Origin of the sequence: Nocardioides limicola (assembly GCF_016827675.1) — a bacterium.
In the GTDB taxonomy this organism is placed as follows: Bacteria; Actinomycetota; Actinomycetes; order Propionibacteriales; family Nocardioidaceae; genus Nocardioides; species Nocardioides limicola.
In genome coordinates, this window is sequence record NZ_JAERJA010000008.1 from 132706 (window position 1) to 155052 (window position 22347).

At 70.2% G+C, this 22347-nt stretch carries 22 protein-coding genes and 1 riboswitch; of the genes, 15 read left to right on the forward strand and 7 right to left on the reverse strand.

Annotated features, from left to right (window positions below; translation table 11 throughout):
• The first annotated feature begins 257 nt into the window (after nucleotides 1-257).
• The 5 genes from JKG67_RS18915 to JKG67_RS14075 all read left to right on the forward strand — a co-directional run bounded on the left by JKG67_RS18915 (nucleotide 258) and on the right by JKG67_RS14075 (nucleotide 7623).
• A complete protein-coding gene (locus JKG67_RS18915; RefSeq protein WP_203337948.1) occupies nucleotides 258-1790 on the forward strand; it encodes an HNH endonuclease signature motif containing protein in 1533 nt (510 codons plus the stop codon).
• A 608-nt stretch (nucleotides 1791-2398) separates the two neighbouring features.
• A complete protein-coding gene (gene ligD / locus JKG67_RS14060; RefSeq protein ID WP_203337949.1) occupies nucleotides 2399-3346 on the forward strand; it encodes a non-homologous end-joining DNA ligase in 948 nt (315 codons plus the stop codon).
• 2 nt (nucleotides 3347-3348) lie between these two features.
• Nucleotides 3349-4188: a UPF0158 family protein gene (locus JKG67_RS14065; protein ID WP_203337950.1), complete on the forward strand. Its 840-nt coding sequence runs from the start codon at nucleotides 3349-3351 to the stop codon at nucleotides 4186-4188.
• 28 nt (nucleotides 4189-4216) lie between these two features.
• Entirely contained in the window at nucleotides 4217-4873 is a 657-nt protein-coding gene (gene rpe / locus JKG67_RS14070) for a ribulose-phosphate 3-epimerase (protein WP_372442104.1), read from the forward strand.
• A complete protein-coding gene (locus JKG67_RS14075; RefSeq protein WP_203337952.1) occupies nucleotides 4870-7623 on the forward strand; it encodes a DEAD/DEAH box helicase family protein in 2754 nt (917 codons plus the stop codon). Before rpe ends, JKG67_RS14075 begins: the two co-directional genes overlap by 4 nt.
• 1 nt (nucleotide 7624) lies before the next feature.
• On the opposite strand, the gene fahA is transcribed toward JKG67_RS14075, so the two are convergent.
• The 4 genes from fahA to hppD are packed head-to-tail and all read right to left on the reverse strand — an operon-like array spanning nucleotide 7625 to nucleotide 12083.
• Nucleotides 7625-8815: a fumarylacetoacetase gene (gene fahA / locus JKG67_RS18595; protein ID WP_307816574.1), complete on the reverse strand. Its 1191-nt coding sequence runs from the start codon at nucleotides 8813-8815 to the stop codon at nucleotides 7625-7627.
• Nucleotides 8812-9675 carry a hypothetical protein gene (locus JKG67_RS18600; protein WP_238998455.1) on the reverse strand — a complete coding sequence of 288 codons (864 nt, stop codon included), beginning with the start codon at nucleotides 9673-9675 and terminating at the stop codon, nucleotides 8812-8814. Before JKG67_RS18600 ends, fahA begins: the two co-directional genes overlap by 4 nt.
• On the reverse strand, nucleotides 9675-10889 hold the full coding sequence (locus JKG67_RS14085; protein ID WP_203337953.1) for a homogentisate 1,2-dioxygenase: 1215 nt from the start codon (nucleotides 10887-10889) through the stop codon (nucleotides 9675-9677). The genes JKG67_RS18600 and JKG67_RS14085 overlap by 1 nt, the downstream gene beginning before the upstream one ends.
• 15 nt (nucleotides 10890-10904) lie before the next feature.
• Nucleotides 10905-12083 (reverse strand): 4-hydroxyphenylpyruvate dioxygenase, encoded by a 1179-nt coding sequence (gene hppD, locus JKG67_RS14090; protein ID WP_203337954.1) that lies wholly within the window; start codon nucleotides 12081-12083, stop codon nucleotides 10905-10907.
• Between the two features lie 137 nt (nucleotides 12084-12220).
• On the opposite strand from hppD, the gene JKG67_RS14095 reads away from it, so the two are divergent.
• Nucleotides 12221-12754 carry an Lrp/AsnC family transcriptional regulator gene (locus tag JKG67_RS14095; RefSeq protein ID WP_203337955.1) on the forward strand — a complete coding sequence of 178 codons (534 nt, stop codon included), beginning with the start codon at nucleotides 12221-12223 and terminating at the stop codon, nucleotides 12752-12754.
• Here the strand turns inward: JKG67_RS14095 and JKG67_RS14100 are convergent.
• Nucleotides 12718-13782: an MBL fold metallo-hydrolase gene (locus tag JKG67_RS14100; protein ID WP_203337956.1), complete on the reverse strand. Its 1065-nt coding sequence runs from the start codon at nucleotides 13780-13782 to the stop codon at nucleotides 12718-12720. The two genes, JKG67_RS14095 and JKG67_RS14100, sit on opposite strands and share 37 nt — an antisense overlap.
• Before the next feature lie 121 nt (nucleotides 13783-13903).
• A riboswitch (FMN riboswitch) is annotated at nucleotides 13904-14044 on the forward strand.
• Between the two features lie 78 nt (nucleotides 14045-14122).
• On the opposite strand from JKG67_RS14100, the gene ribD reads away from it, so the two are divergent.
• From ribD to JKG67_RS14135, 7 genes are read left to right on the forward strand one after another with little or no spacing between them, the layout of a single operon-like run.
• Complete coding sequence (gene ribD, locus JKG67_RS14105; protein ID WP_238998456.1) at nucleotides 14123-15157, forward strand: bifunctional diaminohydroxyphosphoribosylaminopyrimidine deaminase/5-amino-6-(5-phosphoribosylamino)uracil reductase RibD; 1035 nt, start codon at nucleotides 14123-14125, stop codon at nucleotides 15155-15157.
• Nucleotide 15158: 1 nt separating this feature from the next.
• Complete coding sequence (locus JKG67_RS14110; RefSeq protein WP_203337957.1) at nucleotides 15159-15812, forward strand: riboflavin synthase; 654 nt, start codon at nucleotides 15159-15161, stop codon at nucleotides 15810-15812.
• Nucleotides 15805-17037, forward strand: a complete 1233-nt coding sequence (locus JKG67_RS14115) for a bifunctional 3,4-dihydroxy-2-butanone-4-phosphate synthase/GTP cyclohydrolase II (protein WP_203337958.1) — start codon at nucleotides 15805-15807, stop codon at nucleotides 17035-17037. Before JKG67_RS14110 ends, JKG67_RS14115 begins: the two co-directional genes overlap by 8 nt.
• Entirely contained in the window at nucleotides 17034-17519 is a 486-nt protein-coding gene (ribH, locus tag JKG67_RS14120) for a 6,7-dimethyl-8-ribityllumazine synthase (RefSeq protein WP_203337959.1), read from the forward strand. The genes JKG67_RS14115 and ribH overlap by 4 nt, the downstream gene beginning before the upstream one ends.
• 11 nt (nucleotides 17520-17530) lie before the next feature.
• Nucleotides 17531-17794, forward strand: a complete 264-nt coding sequence (locus JKG67_RS14125; protein WP_203337960.1) for a phosphoribosyl-ATP diphosphatase — start codon at nucleotides 17531-17533, stop codon at nucleotides 17792-17794.
• Nucleotides 17795-17807: 13 nt separating this feature from the next.
• A complete protein-coding gene (hisG, locus tag JKG67_RS14130; RefSeq protein WP_203337961.1) occupies nucleotides 17808-18659 on the forward strand; it encodes an ATP phosphoribosyltransferase in 852 nt (283 codons plus the stop codon).
• Nucleotides 18660-18667: 8 nt separating this feature from the next.
• Nucleotides 18668-19102 (forward strand): PH domain-containing protein, encoded by a 435-nt coding sequence (locus JKG67_RS14135; protein ID WP_203337962.1) that lies wholly within the window; start codon nucleotides 18668-18670, stop codon nucleotides 19100-19102.
• A 65-nt stretch (nucleotides 19103-19167) separates the two neighbouring features.
• Here JKG67_RS14135 and JKG67_RS14140 read toward each other — a convergent pair whose 3' ends face one another.
• Both JKG67_RS14140 and JKG67_RS18605 read right to left on the reverse strand, forming a co-directional pair.
• Nucleotides 19168-20373, reverse strand: coding sequence for an amino acid deaminase/aldolase (locus JKG67_RS14140; protein ID WP_307816575.1), 1206 nt, complete (start codon nucleotides 20371-20373; stop codon nucleotides 19168-19170).
• An 8-nt stretch (nucleotides 20374-20381) separates the two neighbouring features.
• Nucleotides 20382-20822 carry a hypothetical protein gene (locus JKG67_RS18605; protein ID WP_238998457.1) on the reverse strand — a complete coding sequence of 147 codons (441 nt, stop codon included), beginning with the start codon at nucleotides 20820-20822 and terminating at the stop codon, nucleotides 20382-20384.
• A gap of 65 nt (nucleotides 20823-20887) precedes the next feature.
• Between JKG67_RS18605 and JKG67_RS14145 the strand changes: the two genes are divergently transcribed.
• On the forward strand, nucleotides 20888-21403 hold the full coding sequence (locus JKG67_RS14145; protein WP_307816576.1) for an SseB family protein: 516 nt from the start codon (nucleotides 20888-20890) through the stop codon (nucleotides 21401-21403).
• A gap of 265 nt (nucleotides 21404-21668) precedes the next feature.
• On the forward strand, nucleotides 21669-22343 hold the full coding sequence (gene infC / locus JKG67_RS14150; protein ID WP_372442105.1) for a translation initiation factor IF-3: 675 nt from the start codon (nucleotides 21669-21671) through the stop codon (nucleotides 22341-22343).
• Nucleotides 22344-22347 lie beyond the last annotated feature (4 nt).

Consider the following 22347-nt stretch of genomic DNA (forward strand, 5'->3'; position numbering starts at 1 on the left):
TTCGGTGGTCGAGTGCCGCCGAGGAACGAGGCGGTGTATCGAGACCACCCCCGACCGCCGAACCACGCCTGCCCTCGGTGGTCGAGTGCCGCCTGCGTTCGGTGGTCGAGTGCCGCCGAGCTTGCGAGGCGGTGTATCGAGGCCACCCCCTAGTCGTCCGGGGTCTCGATACGCTCGCTGGCGCTCGCTACTCGACCGCCGATCAGGGTGTGAGGCGTCATCCGGAAATGTCGGAGCCTGCTGGTTGGCTTGTTCTCATGAAGGCGGAGCAGCTCGAAGATCTCGACACCTCGGGTGAGGTGCTCGACTTCCTGCGCACCCAGCAGGCCGAGGCCCTTCTGGTCGAGGCGGCCGCGATGGTGGCGGCGGTGAAGTACTGCGGGATCAACACCCCGACCACTGACACCGAGGCCGCCGGGCATTGGTTCGGGGACCGGTCCTGCGCGTTGGCGGGTGCGGGTGCCCCTCAGGTGTCAGAATCCGCGGTCATCGAGTACGCCGCCGCCCTGGGCCGTAGCACCGAGTCGGCGAAGCGGTATCTGGGTGAGTGTTTGGAACTGGCGCATCGGCTCCGGAAGACCTGGACCCGGGTCCGTGCCGGTGAGGTCCCCGGCTGGGCGGCACGCCGGATCGCGTCCCAGACCATGAAGCTCCCCCAGGCCGGCGCGGCGTGGGTCGACGGTCAGGTCGCCCCCGCCGCGGGACGGATCGGGCCCACCGCGTTGGACCGGATCCTGAACGAGGCACTGACCCGGTTCGACCCCGAGGAGGCCGAACAGCGCCGCCTCGACGGCCTCGAGGGTCGTCGGGTCGATATCGATCTTGATGATCTGATCGATGGGCAGGTCTGCCACGCCCGCGTGCACGGGGTCATCGACGCAGCTGATGCGATCGACCTCCAGGAAGCGTTGAACACCCTGGCCGCGCAGTACCGCGAACTGGGATCCACCGAATCACTCAACGTACGCCGCGCCAAAGCCCTCGGCGAGTTGGCCCGCACCCAACTCCACCTCCACCTCGACGACGGTGACGGGGACAGTGGCGGGGGTCTCGCTACACCGCCTCACACGTTCGGCGGCACTCGACCAACGAACAACGACGGGGGTGGTCTCGAGACACCGCCGGGCAATGGAGCGGAGGGTGGGGGTCTCGAGACACCGCCGGGCAATGGAGCGGAGGGTCGGGGTCTCGAGACACCGCCGGGTGACGGAGCGGTGGGTCGGTGGTCGAGTGTCGGCGAGGGACGAGCCGATGTATCGAGGCCACCCACCCGGCGGGTGGTGTTGCATGTGCATCTGTCCGAGGACGCGGTTCAGGGGTTCGGGGACGGGATCGCCCGGGTGGAGACGATCCTGGGGCAGCGGGACCGGTTGGTGACGTTTGAGCAGCTCACCGAGTGGTGTGAGGGCGCCCAGGTCACCGTGCAGCCCGTCCTGGATCTTCACGAGACGTTGATGTCGACGGGGTATCAGCCCGCAGGCAGGCTGCGGGAGCAGGTGGTCGGGAACAACCCGACGTGTGTGTTCCCCTACTGCCACCGGCCGGCCAGGACCAGCGATCTGGACCATGTCGAACCCTGGCGCGACGACGGTGGCGGTGGCCGGACCGACTCCACGAACCTGGCGCCGTTGTGTCGTACCCACCACAGGGCGAAGACCCACCTGGGGTGGACCTACACGATGCTGATCCCTGGTGAGTACCTGTGGACCAGCCCCCAAGGCCGCTCGTATCACCGTGGACCCGACGGCAGCAGTCCCGTCGACCCACCACGAGATACACCCCGCCCCTGACCCCGCACCCCCACCGGCTGCGGGGCCACCGGCCTGCCCCGTGCCACCCGGGGGTGGCCTCGATACACCGCCTCGTTCCTCGGCGGCACTCGACCACCGAACAGGCGCGGCACTCGACCACCGAGCACGGTGGTGTGGTTCGGCGGTCGAGTAGCGAGCGTCAGCGAGCGTATCGAGACCCCGGGCGACCGGGGGGTGGTCTCGATACACCGCCTCGCAAGCTCGGCGGCACTCGACCACCGAACGCAGGCGGCACTCGGCCACCGAACAGGGTGGTGGTTCGGCGGTCGAGTAGCGAGCGTCAGCGAGCGTATCGAGACCCCGTGCGACCTCGGGCGTGGCCTCGATACACCGCCTCGCAAGCTCGGCGGCACTCGACCACCGAACAGGGACGACGCTCGACCACCGAACGCAGGCGGCACTCGACCACCGAACAGGGACTGCACTCGACCACCGAACGGGGGGCGGCACTCGACCACCGAAACACGCGACGCCCGACCCACCACGAGATACACCCAGCCCCTGACCCCGCACCCCCACCGGTTGCGGGGCCACCGGCACGCCCGGGCGGTCGCCGGAGGACTCCCTGACCCGGTAGCGTCGTCGACGTGGCATCCCCCTTCACCGAGGTCGAGGTTCCGTCTCCGGACGCGAGCACTCGCGTGGTCAAGGTGACCAACCCTGACCGGGTCTACTTCCCCGACCTGGGGATCACCAAACTCGACCTGGTCGAGTACTACCTGAGCGTCGGCGAGGGGATCGTCAACGCGTTGTGGGAGCGCCCGTGCATGCTGCATCGCTTCCCCAAGGGCCTGGCCGGGGAGAAGGTGCACCAGAAGCGGCTGCCCGGCGGTGCCCCCGAGTGGGTGGAGACCGTGGAACTCTTCTTCCCGAGGTGGAAGCGGACCGCAGACGAACTCTGCGTCACCGAACTGGCCAGCGTGATCTGGGCCGTGCAGATGTCCACGGTCGAGTTCCACCCGTGGAACAGCCGCCGCGCGGACACCGAAGCCCCGGACGAGTGGCGGATCGACCTGGATCCCGGCCCCGACTGTGACTGGCAGACGGTACGACGGGTGGCCGCGGTGACCCGAGACCTGTTGGACGAGCTGGGCATCCGGGGCTACCCCAAGACCAGTGGCGGGAGCGGACTGCACGTCTACGTGCGGATCCCGCCGATGCCGTTCGCCGACCTGCGGCGGGCGGCGTACGCGTTCGCGTGTGAGGTGGAACGGCGGGCGCCGGACGACGTCACCACGGCGTGGTGGCGCAAGGACCGTGACCCGGCGCAACTCTTCGTGGACTACAACCAGAACACCCGCGACCACACCATCGCCGCCGCCTACTCGGTGCGCGGTGTTCCCGAGGCCACCGTCTCCGCTCCGGTCACCTGGGAGGAGATCGGCACCTGCGAACCCGGCGACTTCACCGTGCGGACGATGCCCACCCGGTTCGCGGAGATCGGCGACCTGCACGCCAGCATCGACGACGTCGCCCACGACATCAGCGTCCTCGGCGAGTGGGCCGACCGGGACGAGGCGAACGGCAAGGAGTGACCATGCTCGACCCCCGCCAGATCGACCTGACCGAGCTCGGCGAGCTGCTCGACCAGCCGGAGTGGAATGCCGGCTACTTCGATCCGGCGACCGGCGAGGTGATCCAGGCCCTCGACGGCGAGGTATACGGACCCCAAGGTGAACCGATCGACGGGGATGAGATGGGCTGGATCGTCGTGGGCGGTGAGGGCAGTCGGAGCGCCTACCGGGACATGGAGGCCTTTGCCGAGGCGGTGGCGGATCCCCGCCTCGCGGATCGAATGGCCGATGCCCTGCAGGGCCGCGGCGCGTTCAAGCGGTTCCGTTCGGTCGTCCACGACCATCCGTCCTCGATCGGGGAGCAGTGGAACAACTACCGACGGTCCCGTCAGACCATCCGTGCCCTCGACTGGCTGCTGGACGATGGCGTGATCACCGAGTCCTCCGCCGCCCCGCTACGGGCTGAGGCGATCCGCATCGGGGACGACGCGCTGGCGTCGGTCAGCAGCCCGGTGGCCGACGGCGACATCAAGGAGGTGATGCGCCTGGAGCGGCACCTGCAGACCCCTGCATGCAGGCAAGACCCCGCGGGGCTGAGAGCGCTGCTCGCTGACGACTTCATCGAGATCGGCGCATCCGGTCGCACGTGGGACCCGGAGTCGATCATCGCCCATGTGAGAGCCGAGAAGCCCGCAGACGAGATCGAGATTGCCGAGATGACCGCACGGGCACTCGCCGCGGATCTGGTGCTGGTCCAGTGGACGTCCCAGCGAGCCGGGCGACGGGCACGACGTACCTCGATGTGGCGACGTGACCCGGGCGGCTGGCGTCTGGTGCACCACCAAGGCACACCGCTGCCCTGACGGCTTAGGATCAGGGCTCGTGGGCCACATCCAGATCACTCCCTCCATCCTCAACGCCGACCTCGCCAACCTCGGCGCCGAGGTCCGGCGCATCCCGGGCGCCGACTGGGTGCACGTGGACGTGATGGACAACCACTTCGTTCCCAACCTGACCCTGGGGCTCCCGGTCGTCGAGTCGTTGCGGCAGCACACGGGTCTGCCTCTTGACGCGCATCTGATGATCGAGGACCCGGACCGGTGGGCGCCCCAGTACGCCGAGGCCGGATGCGGGTCGGTCACCTTCCACATCGAGGCGGCCGCTGCCCCGGTCCGGCTGGCCCGCGAGATCCGCGCCCAGGGGGCCCGGGCGTCGATGGCCCTGAAGCCGGCCACCCCGATCGAGCCCTATGAGGACCTACTGCCGGAACTGGACATGGTCCTGGTGATGACGGTCGAGCCAGGGTTCGGTGGCCAGAAGTTCCTGGACCTGTGCCTGCCCAAGATCCGTCGGGCTCGGGCACTGATGGACAAGTACGGCGTCGAAACCTGGCTCCAGGTCGACGGAGGGGTGTCCCTGGAGACCATCGAACGATGCGCCGAGGCCGGCGCCGATGTCTTCGTGGCCGGCTCCGCGGTCTACCGCGCCGACGACCCCGACGCGATGGTCGCCGAGCTCCGGGCAGCCGCGGAGGCCGCCCGGGCATGACCCCGGACTGGGGCCTCCGGTTCCCACACCCCCTTCGACGCCACCAACGCGAAGCGATGGAGGCGCTGGAATCCGCCTGGCAGTCCGGTCGGCGCCGCGCCTGGGTGGTGCTGCCCCCGGGCGCCGGCAAGACGCTCGTCGGGCTGGAGTCGATCCGGCGCTGGCAACGTCCGGCCGTCGTGCTCAGCCCCAACGCGGCCATCCAGGGCCAATGGGTGAGCGGCTGGCAGGAGTTCCGCGACGACAACGGCACCAACCCCGTCTCGGTGGGTACGACGCGGGACCTCACTGCCACCGTCACCTCGGTGACCTACCAGTCGCTGGCCGTCTTCACCGACGCCAGGGAGCCCGACGAACCCGAGCCGGAGACCGAGCTCGGCCGCCTCCACCCCAACGGGCAACAGTTCGTCGAGCAGTTGCGCAACGCGGGACCGATCACCCTCGTCCTGGACGAGTGCCACCACCTGCTCGAGGTCTGGGGGCGGCTGCTGGCCGAACTCCTCGAGCAACTCCCCGAAGCAGTCGTCATCGGCCTCACCGCCACGCCGGCGACCACCCTGAGCACAGACCAGGCCGCGCTGGTCGACGAACTGTTCGGCGAGATCGCCTACGCGACCTCGATTCCCGCCGTGGTGCGCGAAGGCCACCTGGCCCCGTTCGCCGACCTCGTCTGGCTGACCACGCCCACCAGCGAGGAGGCCGAGTGGCTGCACGACCGCTCGGTGCGCTTCGCCGAACTGACCACTGCGCTGATCGCCCCGGACTTCGGCTCGCTGCCGTTCCTGCAGTGGCTCGACGCGACCTTCGTGAACGGCCCCGACTTCCGCCTGGTCAAGGCGAACCGGTTCCCGCAGTGGGACGCTGTCCGACGCCTCGAGTACGCCGGTCTGGTCACCCTGGGCGACGACGTACCCGTGGGTGAGGAGCACCGTCAACGGCCCACCGCGGACGACTGGGCGGTACTGCTGAACCAATGGTTCCGCGACTGTCTGAAGGACTCCGACGACCCTCGCGACGCTGAGGTCATCGAGGCGCTGCGCCGGGCGTTGCCCGCGGTCGGCTACCAACTGACCAGGAACGGGATCCGCCGGGGCAGATCGACCGTCGACCGGGTGCTGGCCCGGAGCGCGGCCAAGTCCCAGGCGCTGGTCGAGATCGTCAGCACCGAGCATCGCAACCTCGGTGACCGGCTGGCGATGCTGGTGATCTGTGACCATGAGGCAGCGGCCGCCACCGTCCCGGTGGATCTGCGGGGCGTGATGCCGGCCCGTGCCGGGTCGGCCCGGCTGGCGCTGGCCAGCCTCGTCGCGGACCCGGCCACCGCGGGGCTGGCCCCGGTGATGGTGACCGGCCGCACCGTCGCAGCGGCCCCGGACACCCTCAGCCGCCTCCAGAAAGGGCTCGGCGCCCTGGGTGAGGACCTCGAGATCGGACCCGCCGACACCGACGGCATCGCCGAACTGTCCGGCCCCTGGCGCACCCGGCAGTGGGTTCCGGCGGTGACCGAATTCTTCAGCAGCGGCGCCTGCCGGGTGCTGATCGGCACCCGCGCGCTGCTCGGCGAGGGGTGGAACGCACCCGCCGCCAGCGGTCTGATCGACCTGAGCACCGCCCGCACCCCCGGAACGGTGGTGCAGACCCGCGGCCGCACGTTGCGGGTCGACCCCACGCATCCGGAGAAGGTCGCGATCAACTGGACCGTCTGTTGCGTCAGCGAGGAGCACCCCAACGGCGACCACGACTGGCTGCGCACCGTGGACAAGCACCGCGGCTACTTCGGGGTCGACGTGAACGGCGACGTGGTCGACGGAGTGGCGCACATCCATCCCGACTTCTCGCCCTTCCAGCCACCTCCGGCGCACCGCTACGGCGCCTACAACGCGCAGATGCTGGTCAAGGCGGAGAAGCGCGACCTGATCGCCGACGCCTGGTGCGTCGGCGAGCCGTACGACGACGAGTTCCGGCCCACGGTCTGGGTGTCCACCCCCCGCTTGCCGGCCCTGCCGCCGGGCGGGGAGGAGGCGCCGGCGCCGCCCGCATTGCTGCTCACCGCCGACGGGCTGCGTCATCTGGACCGGCCGCTGCCCGGGCCGTGGCGGCGAGATGCCGGCCTCGGGCTGGCGGGCGTACTGGCCCTGCTCGCGGTGGTCAGCGGCACGGCCGCGGTCGCCGGCGTACTGGTCCTGGGTGTGGTCGCGGCGATGATGCTCGGTCCGCTGTCCCAGCGTCGACACAACGCCCGAGTGCTGGCCGGTCTGGAGACCGAACCCGATCCGCTGCTGGCCGCCTACGCCCTGGCCGACGCCCTCGACGAGGCCGGTCTGGTGCCCGGTGGCGCGGCGGCGGTCGACTGGTCGATCGGCACCGATGGCCGGCTCCGGGTCCGCCTCGACGGCGGAGACGCAGGCGGGCAGCAGAGCAGCATCTTCGCCGAGGCCTTCGCCGAGATGACCGCACCGATCGGGCACCCCCGCTACCTGGTGCCCCGTTACGTGGGCGGCAGCGACGGAGCCGGCGCGGGGTCACTGCGCAAGGTCCGTCCCACCGGCGTGATCTGGCATCCGGTGCCCGCGGTGCTGGGCGGTCGGGCTGAGCAGGTGCGAATCTTCGAGCGGGCCTGGCAGCGTTGGCTGGGGGGTGGGTCGGCCGTCTACACCCGCTCCCATGGTCCCGGATGGGGTGAACTGCGGGCCGCTCAGGGAAGCAACCCCTTCGACGCCACCAGCGTGATCAGGCTCTCCTGGCAGTAGGTCACCGCGCCGGCAGGATCCGGCCCCGGGCCTCGCCGAACCCGATCCTGCCGCCGTCGGAGCCGGGGGCGGTGGCTCGCAGCACTACCTCGTCGCCGTCCTCGACGAATGTACGCGGCTCACCGGCCACCTCGACCGGCTCGGTGCCGCCCCAGGTGAGTTCGACGAAGGCCCCTCGCTGCTCCCGCTCCGGCCCGGAGATGGTGCCTGACGCGAAGAGGTCCCCGGTCCGGGTGGGGGCGCCGTTGGCGGTGAGATGCGCCAGCATCTGGGCCGGCGACCAGTACATCGCCGCGTACGGCGGGCGGCTGACCACCTGGCCGTTCCACTCGATCTCCACGGCGATGTCCAGCCCCCACGGTTCCGCCAGGGCCAGGTACGGGAGCACGCCCGGTTCTTGGGTGGGGGTCGGCACCCGCGCTGCCTGCAGTGCCTCCATCGGGACCACCCAGGCCGAGACGGTGGAGGCGAACGACTTGCCGAGGTGCGGGCCGAGAGGGACGTACTCCCAGGCCTGGATGTCGCGCGCCGACCAGTCGTTGAAGAGCACCACCCCGAAGATGTGCCGCTCCGCCTCGGTCACCCCGATCGGCTCGCCCAGCGGATTGCCGACGCCGACCACGAAGCCGAGTTCGGCCTCGACGTCGAGGCGCCTGGTGGGGCCGAACTCCGGCGCGGGCCGGCTGCCCGCAGGTGCGTCGGCGGGCAGCCGCTGGCCGTGAGGTCGGACGATGTCGGTGCCCGAGACCACGATGGAGGCCGTCCGGCCGTGATAGCCGACCGGCATGTGCTTCCAGTTGGGGAGCAGCGGCTCCGCGCTGTCGGGCCGGAACAATCGGCCCAGATTGGCTGCATGATGCTCGGAGGCGTAGAAGTCGACGTAGTCGGTGACCTCGAACGGCAGGTGCAGGGTGACGTCGGCGAGGTCGTGCACGGCCGGGTCGGGGACATCGCCGGACACCGCCTCCCGGAGACGGGCCCGCACCTGCGCCCAGCGCTGGTGGCCCTGGGCCATGAACGCGTTGAGGCTCGGTCGGGCGAACACGTCCTCGCCCAGCAGCAGGGTCAGGTCGATCACCTGGCCGCCGACCCGGGTGGCGACGCGTGGTGTCTGGCCGGGGACCGAGTAGACGCCGTAGGGGAGGTTGTCGAGTCCGTACGTCGTGCTGGCCGGGGGCCGGAGCCGGGTCACCGTGATGCTCCGACCGCGTCGATGTCGGCCAGCCCCAGGTCGAGCAGGCCGAGGGCGACGAGTTCCTCGACAGGATCGGTGATGCTGCAGGTGCCGAACGAGCCGAAGGAGTCGCGGACCGTGGCGGTCAGTGACCCGGCGGCCGCCGCAATCCCCGCGGGGTCGCGGTCGGCGAGCACCTCGACCAGGTCGTCGGTGCCGGCGCCGACCCGGGCCGCAGCGGTGGCCACCATCAGGTTCAGGAACCCGTGCTGCTCGAAGTCGGTGTCCGGGTCGGTCCGGCGTACCGCATGGTGCAGCCCGGCCGTGGCCTTGAACGGCACCCCGGCGCGGACCAGTGCCACCAGGGCTTCGGCGAGTTCCTTCTCGTCCGGGTACAGGTCGGCGTGGACGCCGCCGGTGCGCAGTTTGGCTCGGCAGTCGGCGCCGCTCAAGGCCTCGATCAGCCGGTCCCGCCGGGGGTCCCGGGGGACCTCGATGTGACAGGTGAGGCGGCGGCGGCGGACCACCTCGTCCAGCAGCGGCACCACTGTGGCCGGATCGGTCTCGGGCGGCAGGGCCACTTCGATGCCGGCCAGGGTGATTGCGGGGTGTGTGTCGGTCAGTTCGAAGGTGGCGGCGATCCCGCTCAGCGGCACCACCACCGAGACGACCAGGGATGGCTGCGTCCCTGTCCCGACGAGCTGCGACAGTTCCTCGAGATGGTGGCCGGCGACCACCAGGGAGCCGACCAGCGCCGCATAGCGTGAACGTTGGTGCTCGTGGTGGGCCGTCACTGCCTCGGCCAAGGCCAGGTTGCCGGGCGGGAATACGGCTGCGTCGTCGCACAGCCCGTCGAAGAGGCCGTTCGCGTGGCTCATCAGTCGTCACCGTTCCAGGAATGCAGATAGACCCCGTCATCGCTGGCACGACCCGCCTCGCCCAGTTCGAGCGGGCGGAAGGTGTCCACCATCACCGCGAGTTCGTCGAACCGGTCGACGCCCAGACTGGCCTCGATCGCGCCCGGTTGCGGCCCGTGGGAGTGCCCACCCGGGTGCAGGGTGATCGAGCCGGGCCCGATCCCCGACCCCTTGCGTGCCTCGTAGTCGCCCCGGACATAGAACATCACCTCGTCGGAGTCGACGTTGGAATGGAAGTACGGCACCGGCACCGCGTCGGGGTGGTAGTCGACCTTGCGCGGCACGAAGTTGCAGATCACGAAGTTGTGTCCCTCGAAGACCTGGTGCACCGGCGGCGGCTGGTGCACCCGGCCGGTGATCGGCTCGAAGTCCGCCACGTTGAAGACGTACGGGTAGAGGCACCCGTCCCAGCCGACCACGTCGAAGGGATGGTGTGGCGTGACGTGGACCGAGCCGACCAGGGCCGCACCGGCGCCGCGGTGCTTGACATACACCTCGGTGGGCGCCTGGGCAGCCGCCTCTGCCGGCTCCGGGGGAGTGGGCAGCCGCAGGTCACGCTCGCAGTACGGCGCATGCTCGAGGAACTGCCCGTACCGGGACAGGTAGCGACGCGGCGGTGCGATGTGACTGTTGCCCTCGATCACGTACAGCCGCAACGGTGACGGGTCGCCGGGGTCGCTGAGTGGCACCCATCGGTGGGTGGTGGCGCGGGGGAGGATCACGTAGTCGCCCGGCCCGACCCGGAGGTCGCCGAAGACCGTCTCCACGACAGCTCGTCCCGACTCGACGAAGACGCATTCGTCGCCGACCGCGTTGCGGTAGCACGGCGAGGCGGCACCCACCACGGCATAGAGAATCCGTACGTCGGCGTTGCCGAGCAGCAGTCGCCGGCCGGTCACCGCGTCGTGCTGCCGCCACGTGTCGGCGCCGTCCAGGTCGTGCAGGCGCAGGTGCCGGGGGATCAGCGGCAGGTTCGGGCTGGTCGCCTGCTCGGGCAGTTGCCAGACCCGTGCGTCGAGCAGGGCCGAGGGCACGTGCCGGTGATAGAGCAGCGAGGAGTCGCTGGAGAAGCCCTCTTCGCCCATCAGCTCCTCGTAGTAGAGGCCGCCGTCGGCGTCGCGGAACTGGGTGTGCCGCTTCGGCGGGATCTCTCCGCACCGGTGGTAGTGAGCCATGGTCGTCTCCGCTCCTCAGATGTTGCCGCGCCGCTCCTGTTCGCGTTCGATGGCCTCGAAGAGTGCCTTGAAGTTGCCCTTGCCGAAGCCGAGCGAGCCGTGCCGTTCGATGAACTCGAAGAAGACCGTCGGGCGGTCGCCGAGCGGTTTGGTGAAGATCTGCAGGAGGTAGCCGTCCTCGTCGCGGTCGACGAGGATGCCGCGGGACTGCAACTCCTCGATGGGCACTCGGACCTCACCGATCCGGGCACGCAGGTCCGGGTCGCTGTAGTAGCTGTCCGGGGTGGCCAGGAACTCGATACCGGCCGCACGCAACGCGTCGACGGTGCGCAGGATGTCGTTGGTGGCCAGCGCCAGATGCTGCACGCCGGGGCCCTGATAGAACTCCAGGTACTCGTCGATCTGGGACTTCCGCTTGCCGACTGCGGGTTCGTTGAGCGGGAACTTCACCCGGTGGTTGCCGTTGGCCACCACCTTGGACATGAGCGCGGAGTACTCGGTGGCGATGTCGTCGCCGATGAACTCGGCCAGGTTCGTGAAGCCCATCACCCGGTGATAGAACTCCACCCACTCGTCCATCCGGCCCAGTTCCACGTTGCCGACCACATGGTCGAGCGCCTGGAAGAGGCGACGTGGCCGCTGATCCGTACGCGGCACGTACCCGGGCAGGTAGGGCCCGTCGTACCGGCTCCGGTCCACCAGGGTGTGCCGGGTCTCCCCGTAGGCGCCGATGGCGGCCAGGCGGACAGTGCCGTGCTCGTCGACCAGGTCGTGGGCCTCCTCGAGGATCCGGGCACCGGCGGCGCGGGCGTGGGCCAGGCAGCGGTCCACGTCGGGCACCTCGAGGGCAACGTCGATGACACCGTCGCCGTGTCGGGCATGGTGGGCGGCGATGTCGCTGTCCGGCTGGACGCCCCCCTTGATCACGAACCGCACCGCGCCACTGACCAGCACGTAGGCGGCATGATCACGGTTGCCGGACTCCGGGCCCGAGTAGGCGACCAACTCCATCCCGAAGGCGTGCCGGAAGAAGTGCGCCGTCTGGGCGGCGTTGCCGACCGCCCACACCACCGAGTCCCAGCCGGTGACCGGGAACGGATCCGCGGTGTCGTCGTACTCGACCAGGCCCACCAACTGCCTGAGTTCATCGAGGTCGAGGTGGGCGAGGCGTTCCTCGGGGGTCAGCAGACTCATCGGGCGTCCTTTCGTCACCTCCTCATCGAAGGACATCCGAGGCGCGGGGGTCAACATGCTGCCTACAGGCTGAGCATCCTGTACGGAACGTGCAGGGAACACCGCCTTTCAATATACAGAATGTATAGAGTTGACGCATGGATGCGCACCCGCTCGACGGCCTGGACCTCACCCTGCTCACCGCGTTGAGCGAGCAGCCGCGCGTCGGCGACATGGAGCTCTCCCGGCTCGCCGGCGTGGCCCGGGCGACGGTGCAGAGTCGGTTGCGCCGACTCCAGGACGCGGGCGTGATCGCGGGCTGGGCGCCCGAGCTCGACGTCCAGGCGGCCGGGTTCCCGGTGCGTGCCTTCGTCACCCTGCACATCGCCCAGGGTGCCCTCGATGACGTGGCCCGCGACCTGGTGGCGATCCCCTACGTGCTGGAGGCGCACGTCACCACCGGCGAGTACGACGTGATCTGTCAGGTGGCCACCCCCTCGCATGCCGACCTGCAGGCGACGCTGGTGCGGATCGACCAGTCCTCGGCGGTGGTGCGGTCGGTGAGCGTGGTGGTGCTCTCGACCCTGGTGCCCAGGCGGGTGCTGCCGTTGCTGGGTACGGCGGTGCGACCGCGCAGCCCACGCGTGCCGACGGATCAGAGCCGGAAGGTCAGCCGTCGCGGCCGCAGGTAGTGGGCCGGGTCCTCCATCCACCGCAACCGGGGGCGGTCGGCGGCGGGGATCCGGGCCAGTTCCGCCTCCAGGGCGGCCCGGTAGCCCCCCGCTTGGGTGGACACCACCGGGACACCCCAGTCGTCGTGATGCCCGGGCACGAAGAGCGGTGCCCTGGCGGCCTGGACGTAGGAACGCACGTCACGCATGCCGTTCGTCAACTGCCCGAAGCCCTGCACCGCCCCGAGGTGCACATCGCTGCGCGGCAGCGATCGGATCAGCGCAGGCAGCGTCGGCGCATCCTCGATCAGCGGCCCGACGGAGTCGTGCCAGAGCAGCCGGAAGCCCCGGAAGCGGAACTGATAGAGCAGCACCCCGCCTTCGGCGTCCCCGGCATGGCCGACGGTGTCGAGGAGGTCGCACAGCGACGGCGGGTGGGCGAGGTTGGTGGACAGATCCGGCAGCGGCACCAGTGGCGCATGCGGGTCGGTGACGTCGGGAGCCTTGATCGCCGAGTGTGGATGCCGGATGGCGCTGACCCGCAGTTTGCGGGCCCGGAACCGGCGGTGCGTCCCATACGGATCCGACTCGGCGCCGACCGCCCTGGTCCGGATCGGTGCGCCGGCCTGGCGGGCGGCCTGAGCACAGTGCTCGGCGGTGCCGACCACCGTCGCGCCGCTGAGGCGGGCCAGGTCTCCGGCATCGCGGGCGTGGTCGAAGTGGCCGTGCCCGATGAAGATCGCGAACGGACGCAGCGCCGCCACCTCGGCCACCGTGGTCGGCACGTAGCCGGAGTGGGCGCCGCGGGGCACCCACGCGTCCAGGAGCATCACCCGGCCGGCGAAGGCGACGGCATAGCTGGTGCACCCGAACCAGCTGATCACCACCCGGTCGGCGCGTACCCGACCGGTGCGCGGGTCGACATTGCGGCTGCCGAAGAACTTGCGCCGGGCGGCGATCGTCGCCGGAGGCAGCGCGGCGGCAGTTCCTGCCAGTCCGACGGCAGCCGCCGAGGCCACCGCACCGGCCAGTACCCCACGTCGGGTCATCGATGTCACGGTCCCACCTCCGGCGGCTCAACGGCTCGGGGGATCATTGGTTACTGCACGCACGTGATTCGGGTCACAGCCGGGGGTCGTCGCGGGTGTGCCACAATGTTCGGCAAGAGACACGCGTGCTCTGGGGTCGGTGTAATTCCGAACCGGCGGTGACAGTCCGCGACCCGCGTGCCGAGGCGACCAGCCGAGGCCCGGTTGACCAGGTGGAACTCCTGGACCGACGGTGAGAGTCCGGATGGGAAGAGACACGCAACGTCGTCAGCGCGCCTCTGGCGCGTCGGCGGCGTGCTGGCCCCGGAGTCCGTCGTCGGACCGAGTGAGGGGCTATCTGATGGATGTGACCGCAGCCGAACAGGCCGCGATGCGGCGCGCCCTCGCCCTGGCGGCGACGCCCGGCGTGCCGCTGGGCCCGAACCCACGGGTCGGCTGTGTCCTTCTCGATGCCGACGGGTCCGAGATCGCCGAGGGTTTCCACCGTGGCGCCGGGACCCCGCATGCGGAAGCGGCGGCGCTCGCCGAGGCCGGCGCTGCGGCCGAGGGCGCCACCGCGGTGGTCACCCTCGAGCCCTGCAACCACACCGGCCGCACCGGTCCCTGCGCCCAGGCACTCGTCGATGCCGGGGTACGCCGGGTGGTGTTCGGTCAGGCTGACCCCAACCCGTTGGCGGCCGGCGGCGCCGAGACGCTGCGACGGGCCGGCATCGAGGTCGTCGGCGGGGTGATGACGGCGCCGGCCGTGCAGCTGAACCGGCCCTGGACCTTCGCGATGACCCACGGACGTCCGTACGTGACCTGGAAGTTCGCGGCCACGCTCGACGGCCGGTCCGCGGCAGCGGACGGCACCAGCAAGTGGATCACCTCGACGCCGGCACGCGTGGACGCCCACCGACTGCGCGGCGAGTGCGACGTGGTGCTGGTCGGCACCGGCACCGTGGCCGCCGACGATCCGGAACTGACCGTGCGCGATGAGTTCGACCAGCCGGTGGCGCTGCAGCCGTTGCGGGCGGTGATGGGGGAGCGGGACCTGCCCGCCGGCGCGCGGGTCTTCAACGACCGTGCCGAGACCGTCCGGCTGCTCACCCGCGAGCCGGCCGTGGCACTGACCCGCCTGCACGAGCTGGGGCGGACCCACGTCTTCCTGGAGGGTGGTCCCTCGCTTGCTGCGGCCTTCCTGAGCGCCGGGCTGGTCGACGAGGTGGTCGCCTACGTGGCGCCGGCACTGCTCGGGGCCGGCAGCGCGGCCGTCGGCGACCTGGGGATCACCACCATCGACGACGCGATGCGCTGGCGGTTGAGCCGGGCATCGGTGGTCGGTCAGGGGCTGGACGCCTGCGTCCGGCTGAGTCTGAAGCCCGAGGAGGCCTGACATGTTCACCGGGATCGTCGAGGAACTCGGCACCGTCGTCCGCATCGAGGACCAGGGCGACGCACAACGCCTCACCTTCGCCGCCACCGAGGTGCTGGCCGGAGCCAGGCTCGGTGACTCGATCGCGGTCAACGGCTGCTGCCTGACCATCGCCGCGCTGGAGCCCGAGGAGTCCCGGCCCGGCGCAGGTCGGTGGACCGCCGACGTGATGGCCGAGACGCTGGCCAGGACCAGCATCGGTGGGCTGGCTCCCGGAGACCGGGTGAACCTGGAACGGGCGATGGCCGTGGGTGACCGGCTGGGCGGCCACATCGTCCAGGGCCATGTCGACGCGGTCGGCACGGTCCTGCGCCGGGTCCCCAGTGAGCACTGGGAGGTGGTCGAGGTCGGCTTCCCCGCAGCCTTGAGCCGCTACCTGGTGGAGAAGGGGTCGATCACGGTGGACGGCACCAGCTTGACCGTGGTGTCGGTGACGGATCCGGGCGCTGCGGACCCCGCCTTCACCATCAGCCTGATCCCCGAGACCCTCGCCCGCACCACCCTCGGATTCCGTCAGCCCGGCGACCGGGTCAACCTCGAGGTCGACATCCTCGCCAAACACGTCGAACGGCTTCTCGCCCACCAGGCACAACCACAAGGATCCACACATGAGTGACAAGGTCAGGCTCGACTCCGTCGAGCGCGCTATCGCAGACATCGCCGCAGGCAAGGCGGTCGTCGTCGTCGACGACGAGGACCGCGAGAACGAGGGCGACATCATCTTCGCCGCCTCCAAGGCGACCCCGGAGCTGATGGCGTTCACCATCCGGCACTCCTCCGGGGTGATCTGCGTACCGATGCCGGCCGAGATGCTGGACCGGCTGGAGATCCCGTTGATGACGCCGCACAACAAGGACAAGCTCCGTACGGCGTACACGATCTCCGTCGACGCCCGTGACGGGGTCAGCACCGGGATCTCCGCTGCCGACCGTGCGCACACGGCGCGGGTGTTGGCGGACTCGGCGACCGAGCCGTGGGAGATCACCCGCCCCGGGCACGTGTTCCCGCTGCGCTACCGCGACGGTGGCGTGCTGGTGCGCCGCGGTCACACCGAGGCCGCGGTGGATCTGGCCACGCTCGCCGGCCTGACCCCGGCCGGGGTGCTGGTGGAGGTGGTCAACGACGACGGCACCATGAAGCGTGGCCCGGAGCTGCGCGAGTTCGCCGACGAGCACGGGCTGGCGATGATCTCCATCGAGGACCTGGTCCGGTATCGCCGCCGTACCGAGGTGCTCGTGGAGCGGGTGGCCGAGACCCGGCTGCCGACGAAACTCGGTGACTTCACCGCCTACGGCTATCGGATCACCGTGGACGGCTCCGAACACATCGCCCTGGTCCACGGCGACGTCAGCGGCGATGAGCCGGTGCTGACCCGGGTGCATTCCGAATGCCTCACCGGAGACGTCTTCGGCAGCCACCGCTGCGACTGCGGGCCGCAACTGGAGGAGGCCATGGAGCGGATCGTGACCGAGGGCCGGGGCGTCATCGTCTACCTGCGGGGGCACGAGGGTCGCGGCATCGGCCTGGTCGCCAAGCTGCAGGCCTACCAGTTGCAGGACGGTGGTCGGGACACCGTTGACGCCAACCTCGACCTCGGTCTGCCCGCCGATGCCCGCCACTACGGCACCGCGACCCAGGTGCTCCGGGACCTGGGGGTCGGCGCCGTCCGGTTGCTCACCAACAATCCCGACAAGACCACCAGCCTCACCGACTTCGGCGTACCCGTGGTCGAGCAGGTCCCGTTGACGCCGCACCCCAACGATCACAACCTGTCCTACCTGCTGACCAAGCGGGACCGGATGGGCCATGCACTGCCACACCTGGAAGGACACACCTCATGAGCGGACACGGAGCACCCGAGACCGTGGCCCTGGACTGCTCGGACCTCTCCGTGGCCGTGGTCGCTGCGAGTTGGCACCAGCAGGTGATGGACGGCCTGCTGGACGGTGCCGGCCGGGCACTGGCCGCGCACGGGGTCACCGACACCCACATCGTCCGAGTGCCCGGCACCTTCGAGTTGCCGGTGGCGGCCGCAGCCCTGGCCGAGGCGGGCTTCGACGCGGTGATCGCGCTCGGCGTGGTGATCCGCGGCGGCACGCCGCATTTCGAGTACGTCTGCTCGGCGGCCACCGACGGGTTGACCCGGGTCGCGCTGGACCATCGGGTGCCGGTGGGCTTCGGCGTGCTCACCTGCGACACCGAGGCGCAGGCGCTGGACCGGGCCGGACTGGCCGGCTCGGCGGAGGACAAGGGCTGGGAGGCGACGGCCGCGGCGCTCCAGACTGCCCGGACCCTGCGCGCGCTGCCCACTCCCACGCCGTAGGCTGGTCTCCCGTGAAGACGTTCGAGGAACTCTGGGCCGAGCTCAGTGAGAAGGCTCGCACCCGACCCGCCGGATCCGGCACCGTGGCCCAACTCGACGCCGGAGTCCATGCGATCGGGAAGAAGCTCCTCGAGGAGGCGGCCGAGTCCTGGATGGCGGCCGAGCACGAGTCCGACGAGGCCTGTGCCCTCGAGGTCAGTCAGTTGCTCTACCACGCCCAGGTCCTGCTGCTGGCCCGCGGACTGACCCTCGATGACGTCTACAAGCACCTCTGAACCTGGAGACCCCATGCCGCCCCTCAAGATCGCCGTCCCCAACAAGGGGGCGCTCTCCCAGACCGCGTCCGACCTGCTCTCCGAGGCGGGCTACCGACAGCGCCACGACAGCAAGCAGCTGGCGCTGAGCGACCCCGACAACGGGGTCGAGTTCTTCTACCTGAGGCCGCGCGACATCGCGGTCTACGTGGGGGAGGGTCAGCTCGACATCGGCATCACCGGCCGTGACCTGCTGATGGACTCCCGCGCCTCGGCGGACGAGGTGCGGGCGCTCGGCTTCGCCCGGTCCACGTTCAGGTACGCCGGCCCGATCGGCGCCTTCGCCAAGATCGACGAACTGGACGGGAAGCGGATCGCCACGTCCTATGTGGGCATCGTGGAGGACCACCTGGCCGCGCACGGCATCGACGCGACCGTCACCCGACTGGACGGCGCGGTGGAGACCAGCATCCAGCTGGGTGTCGCCGACGCCATCGCCGACGTCGTCGAGACCGGCAGCACCCTGCGCGCCGCCGGCCTGGAGACGTTCGGCGAACCACTGCTCGCCTCCGAAGCGGTGCTGATCGCCCGCCGCGACGGCGAGTTGCCTGCCGAGTTCGAGGTGTTCCGGCGCCGCGTCGAGGGCGTGCTGGTGGCCCGCAGCTACGTGATGATGGACTACGACATCAAGAGCGAGCAGGTCACCGCGGCGGTCGAGCTCACTCCGGGGTTCGAGAGTCCGACGGTCTCGCCGCTCCATCGCGAGGGCTGGGTGGCGGTGCGTGCGATGGTGCCGCGCGTCGGCGCGCAGCGGCTGATGGATGAGCTCTACGCGATCGGGGCTCGCGGGATCCTGCTCACCGACATCCACGCCTGCCGCCTGTGAGGACGACGATGACCGAGGTGACCCTGCCGCACACCTGGCGCCCGTTCGGGGTGCGGATGGCCGCGCTGTTGGTGGGGGTCGGCCTGGCCGTGGTCTGTGCGGCCGCCTGGTTCGCGTTCCCTCCGGAGATCCGGGCGATGTTCACGCTCTTCCAGAAGGGCACCCTGGTGGTGATGGGCGCTGGCCTCTTCGTGATGGGCCATGCGCTGGTGCGCTCCAAGGTGGTCGCCACCGAGGCCGGCCTGGTGGTGGTCAACGGCTACCGCACGCGTGAGTTCGCCTGGCCGCAGGCGCTGGCGGTCCGACTGCCGGCCGGGGCGCCGTGGGCGGTCCTGGACCTGGCCGACGGCACGAGTTGTCCGATGATGGGCATCCAGGGCTCCGACGGTGCCCAGGCCCGTCGTGCCGTCCTCGAACTGCGCTCCCTGCTCGACCGCCCCTGACGAGGTGTCACATCTGGTCGGCCGAGGTGTGACATCTGGTCGGCCGAGGTGTGAGATCTCGGCGGTCAGCCGAATGCCTGCCCGGCACCTCGGTAGGTGGGGACCACGTCGATGAAGGCGTCGCCGGCGAGCAGGTGTACGACGTTCCCATGCTCGAAGAGCTCCCCCGACTTGGCGTGCCGGAACCAGACCAGATCCCCGACCTGCAGCAATGAGGCCGGGTGCCCGGTGAGCGGGGTCTGGACCTCGCCGGCCCCTTCGAGGCTGGTCAGGTGCAGTCCTGGCGGAGCCCACGGCGTGGGTGCCCGATCCGCTCCGACGGCACCGGACGCGGTGTAGCCGCCGCCGGCGACAGTGACCAGTTGCGGCCCCGGACGGCGTACCACCGGAACACCGTAGAAGGCAGCCGGCCTGGGCACGAACGCCTGGTAGTGATCGAAGAGCGTCGGCACCAGCAGGCCCGACCCGGCCGCCACCTCGGTCACGGCCGGATCGGCCACCGTCGCCTCGACCGATCCCGATCCGCCGGCATTGACGAACTCGAGCTCGGCGACGTCGGCCACCTTCTGCGTGATGCCCAGCCGGCGGGCCTTCAACTGGGACATCGAGGCTGCCTTGAGGCGCCTCACCACCAGCGACTTGGCGCGTTGGCCCGGCACGTCGTCAGGGACGCCCGCGACCTGACCCTCGTAGCTCATCAGGCCGACCAGGCGGAAACCGTTGCGCGCCACGACCGCCCTCGCCAACCGGAGTACGTCGTGGCTGTCGTGCAGCGGGGACCGCTTCGGTCCGATGTGCTGGGACCCCATCCGCAGGCCGGCGTCGACGTCCAGAGCGACCCGGACCGGCACCGCTTTGGAAGCCCGCAGCGAGTCGATCAGCTCCAGATGGGCGGTGTCATCGACCATCAGGGTGATCGCTGCAGCGGCCGAGGGCGACCCGATCAGGCTGGCCAGCGCAGCTCGATCGACGCAGGGGTAGGCGACCACGATGTCGTCGCTGACTCCCTGGTCGTGCAACCACAGGGCCTCTCGTAGCGAGTAGGCGAGGATGCCATGGAACCCGTCGTGTGCCAGCGCGCGGCGCAGTAGGGCCGGCACCCGGAGGGACTTGGACGCGACTCGGATCGGGGTCCCGCCGGCGCGGCGGACCAGGTCGGCCGCGTTGGCGTCGAACGCATCGAGGTCGACCGCGAACAGGGGAGTGGCCGGTGGCTCGTCGAGTGCCTCGACAGCGCCGTTGAGCCGGGCCCAGAGCCGATTGCGGGCCACGTGGTCCCTCACTGGATGCCGTGCCGCTTCAGGATCGCCTCGATGTCGTCGAGACCGTCGATGGGGTCGGCGGCCGGTTGGCCGCCGGAGACCTCGCCGCGTGGCGGGGCTGATTCCGTGGCAGGTCGGGACGGACGGGCGCCCACGCCGCGACTGGTCAACGCCCGCGACGTGCCGAAGAGCAGCACCGAGAGCCCGGCCAGTACGATTCCTGCCCAGGTCAGCGGGGAGAACACCAGGCCTGCTGCCCAGCGCGCCACCGAGTCGCCGACCTCGGTGAGCATCGGCAGGGTCCCGGTCGCCCACAGCGCCGGCGGCAGCAGCGTCAGGCCCAACCCGTTCAGGCCGGAGGCCACGCCACGCTTGCGGAACGCGTGCACGGTCCACAGCGCACCCAGCGCTGTCAGCACCGCCGCCACCGCGGTCCAGGTCACCTCGTCGATTCCCACGGGTACCAGCCTTCCACATCCCCCCAGCCGGGCGTGGGCGCCACCGACGGTGGGAGGATGCACGGGTGCATCCAGACCCTTCCGGCAGGCTGATCCCGTCCTCGGAGTTCGCGGGGGACAGCGGCACGGTCGATCCCGAGGTGGCCGCAGCGCTGGCGACGTACGCCGCGGACCGTGCTCGCCGCGGCGAGGTGCTGCAGGCGCTGGCCGGCAGTCGGCTGCTGGTGCCGGTGGTGGCCGTGCTGGGCGAGGTCGAGTACGACGAGCGGGGCCTGGCCCACGACAAGTCCAGCGACATGGCTGCGGTGCTGCTGAAGGGTCGCGACGGCCGCCTGGCTCTGCTGGCCTTCACCGGGACCGAGAGCATGGTCGCCTGGAACGCCGACGCGCGGCCGGTGCCGGTCACCGCTCAGGTTGCGGCGGCATCGGCCATCCAGGACGGAGCGGCGGCGCTGCTGGTCGACGTGGCCGGGCCGGTGACGGTGGTCGTCGAGGGCGAGGACCTCGAGGGTCTGGCCCGCGGCTGGCCCCTGGCCAGGGTGGGCGACCAGGTGGTCTGGATTCGCCCGGGAGTCGACTGATCCGGTAGTCTGGTGAGTCGACCGACCTCTGTCCACCCGGGTGGAGGTCTACAAGCGGAGACACGTCTCCCACCCGCATCGACTGGGATGTCGTCGGGTCCGGTCCCGCCACCGAAGGCAGCGATGTCTGCGGGGCGTGAATGGATGGTGCCCGATGCCATCCAGGTGACTGGCTTCCGCTTGCCGCGGAAGCCATTTTTGTTCCCGGTCCCCTGGGGCCCGGCGCGGAGAAGGCGACCGGACACCACGTGACACAGGAGGACACATCAGCACCGAGCTGCGCATCAACGATCGGATCCGGGTTCCCGAGGTCCGACTCGTTGGACCCAACGGCGAGACCGTGGGCATCGTGCCCACCGACCAAGCGTTGAAGCTTGCCAATGAAGCCGACCTCGACCTGGTCGAGGTCGCCCCGACGGCCCGTCCCCCCGTCTGCAAGCTCATGGACTACGGGAAGTTCAAGTACGAGAACGCCCAGAAGGCCCGTGAGGCACGACGGAACCAGACCAACGTCGTGATCAAGGAAATGAAGCTCCGCCCCAAGATCGACCAGCACGACTACGACACCAAGAAGGGGCACGTGGTCCGCTTCCTGGCTGCCGGTGACAAGGTCAAGATCACCATCATGTTCCGGGGGCGTGAGCAGCACCGGCCCGAGCTCGGGTTCCGGCTGTTGCAGAAGCTTGCCGAGGACGTGTCGGAGCTGGGCTTCGTGGAGTCCTCGCCCAAGCAGGACGGCCGCAACATGATCATGGTGCTGGGTCCGCACAAGAAGAAGTCCGAGGCCAAGGCGGAGATCAAGGCCGCCAAGGTGACCCGCGCTGCGGAGAAGGCAGCCGAGCAGGCCGAGGAGCGCGCCGAGCGCCAGGCTCCTCAGGAGCCAGCCGACAAGAAGCCGCGCAAGAGGTCCGAGAACCTCGACCCCGACATCGACCTGTAAGAGA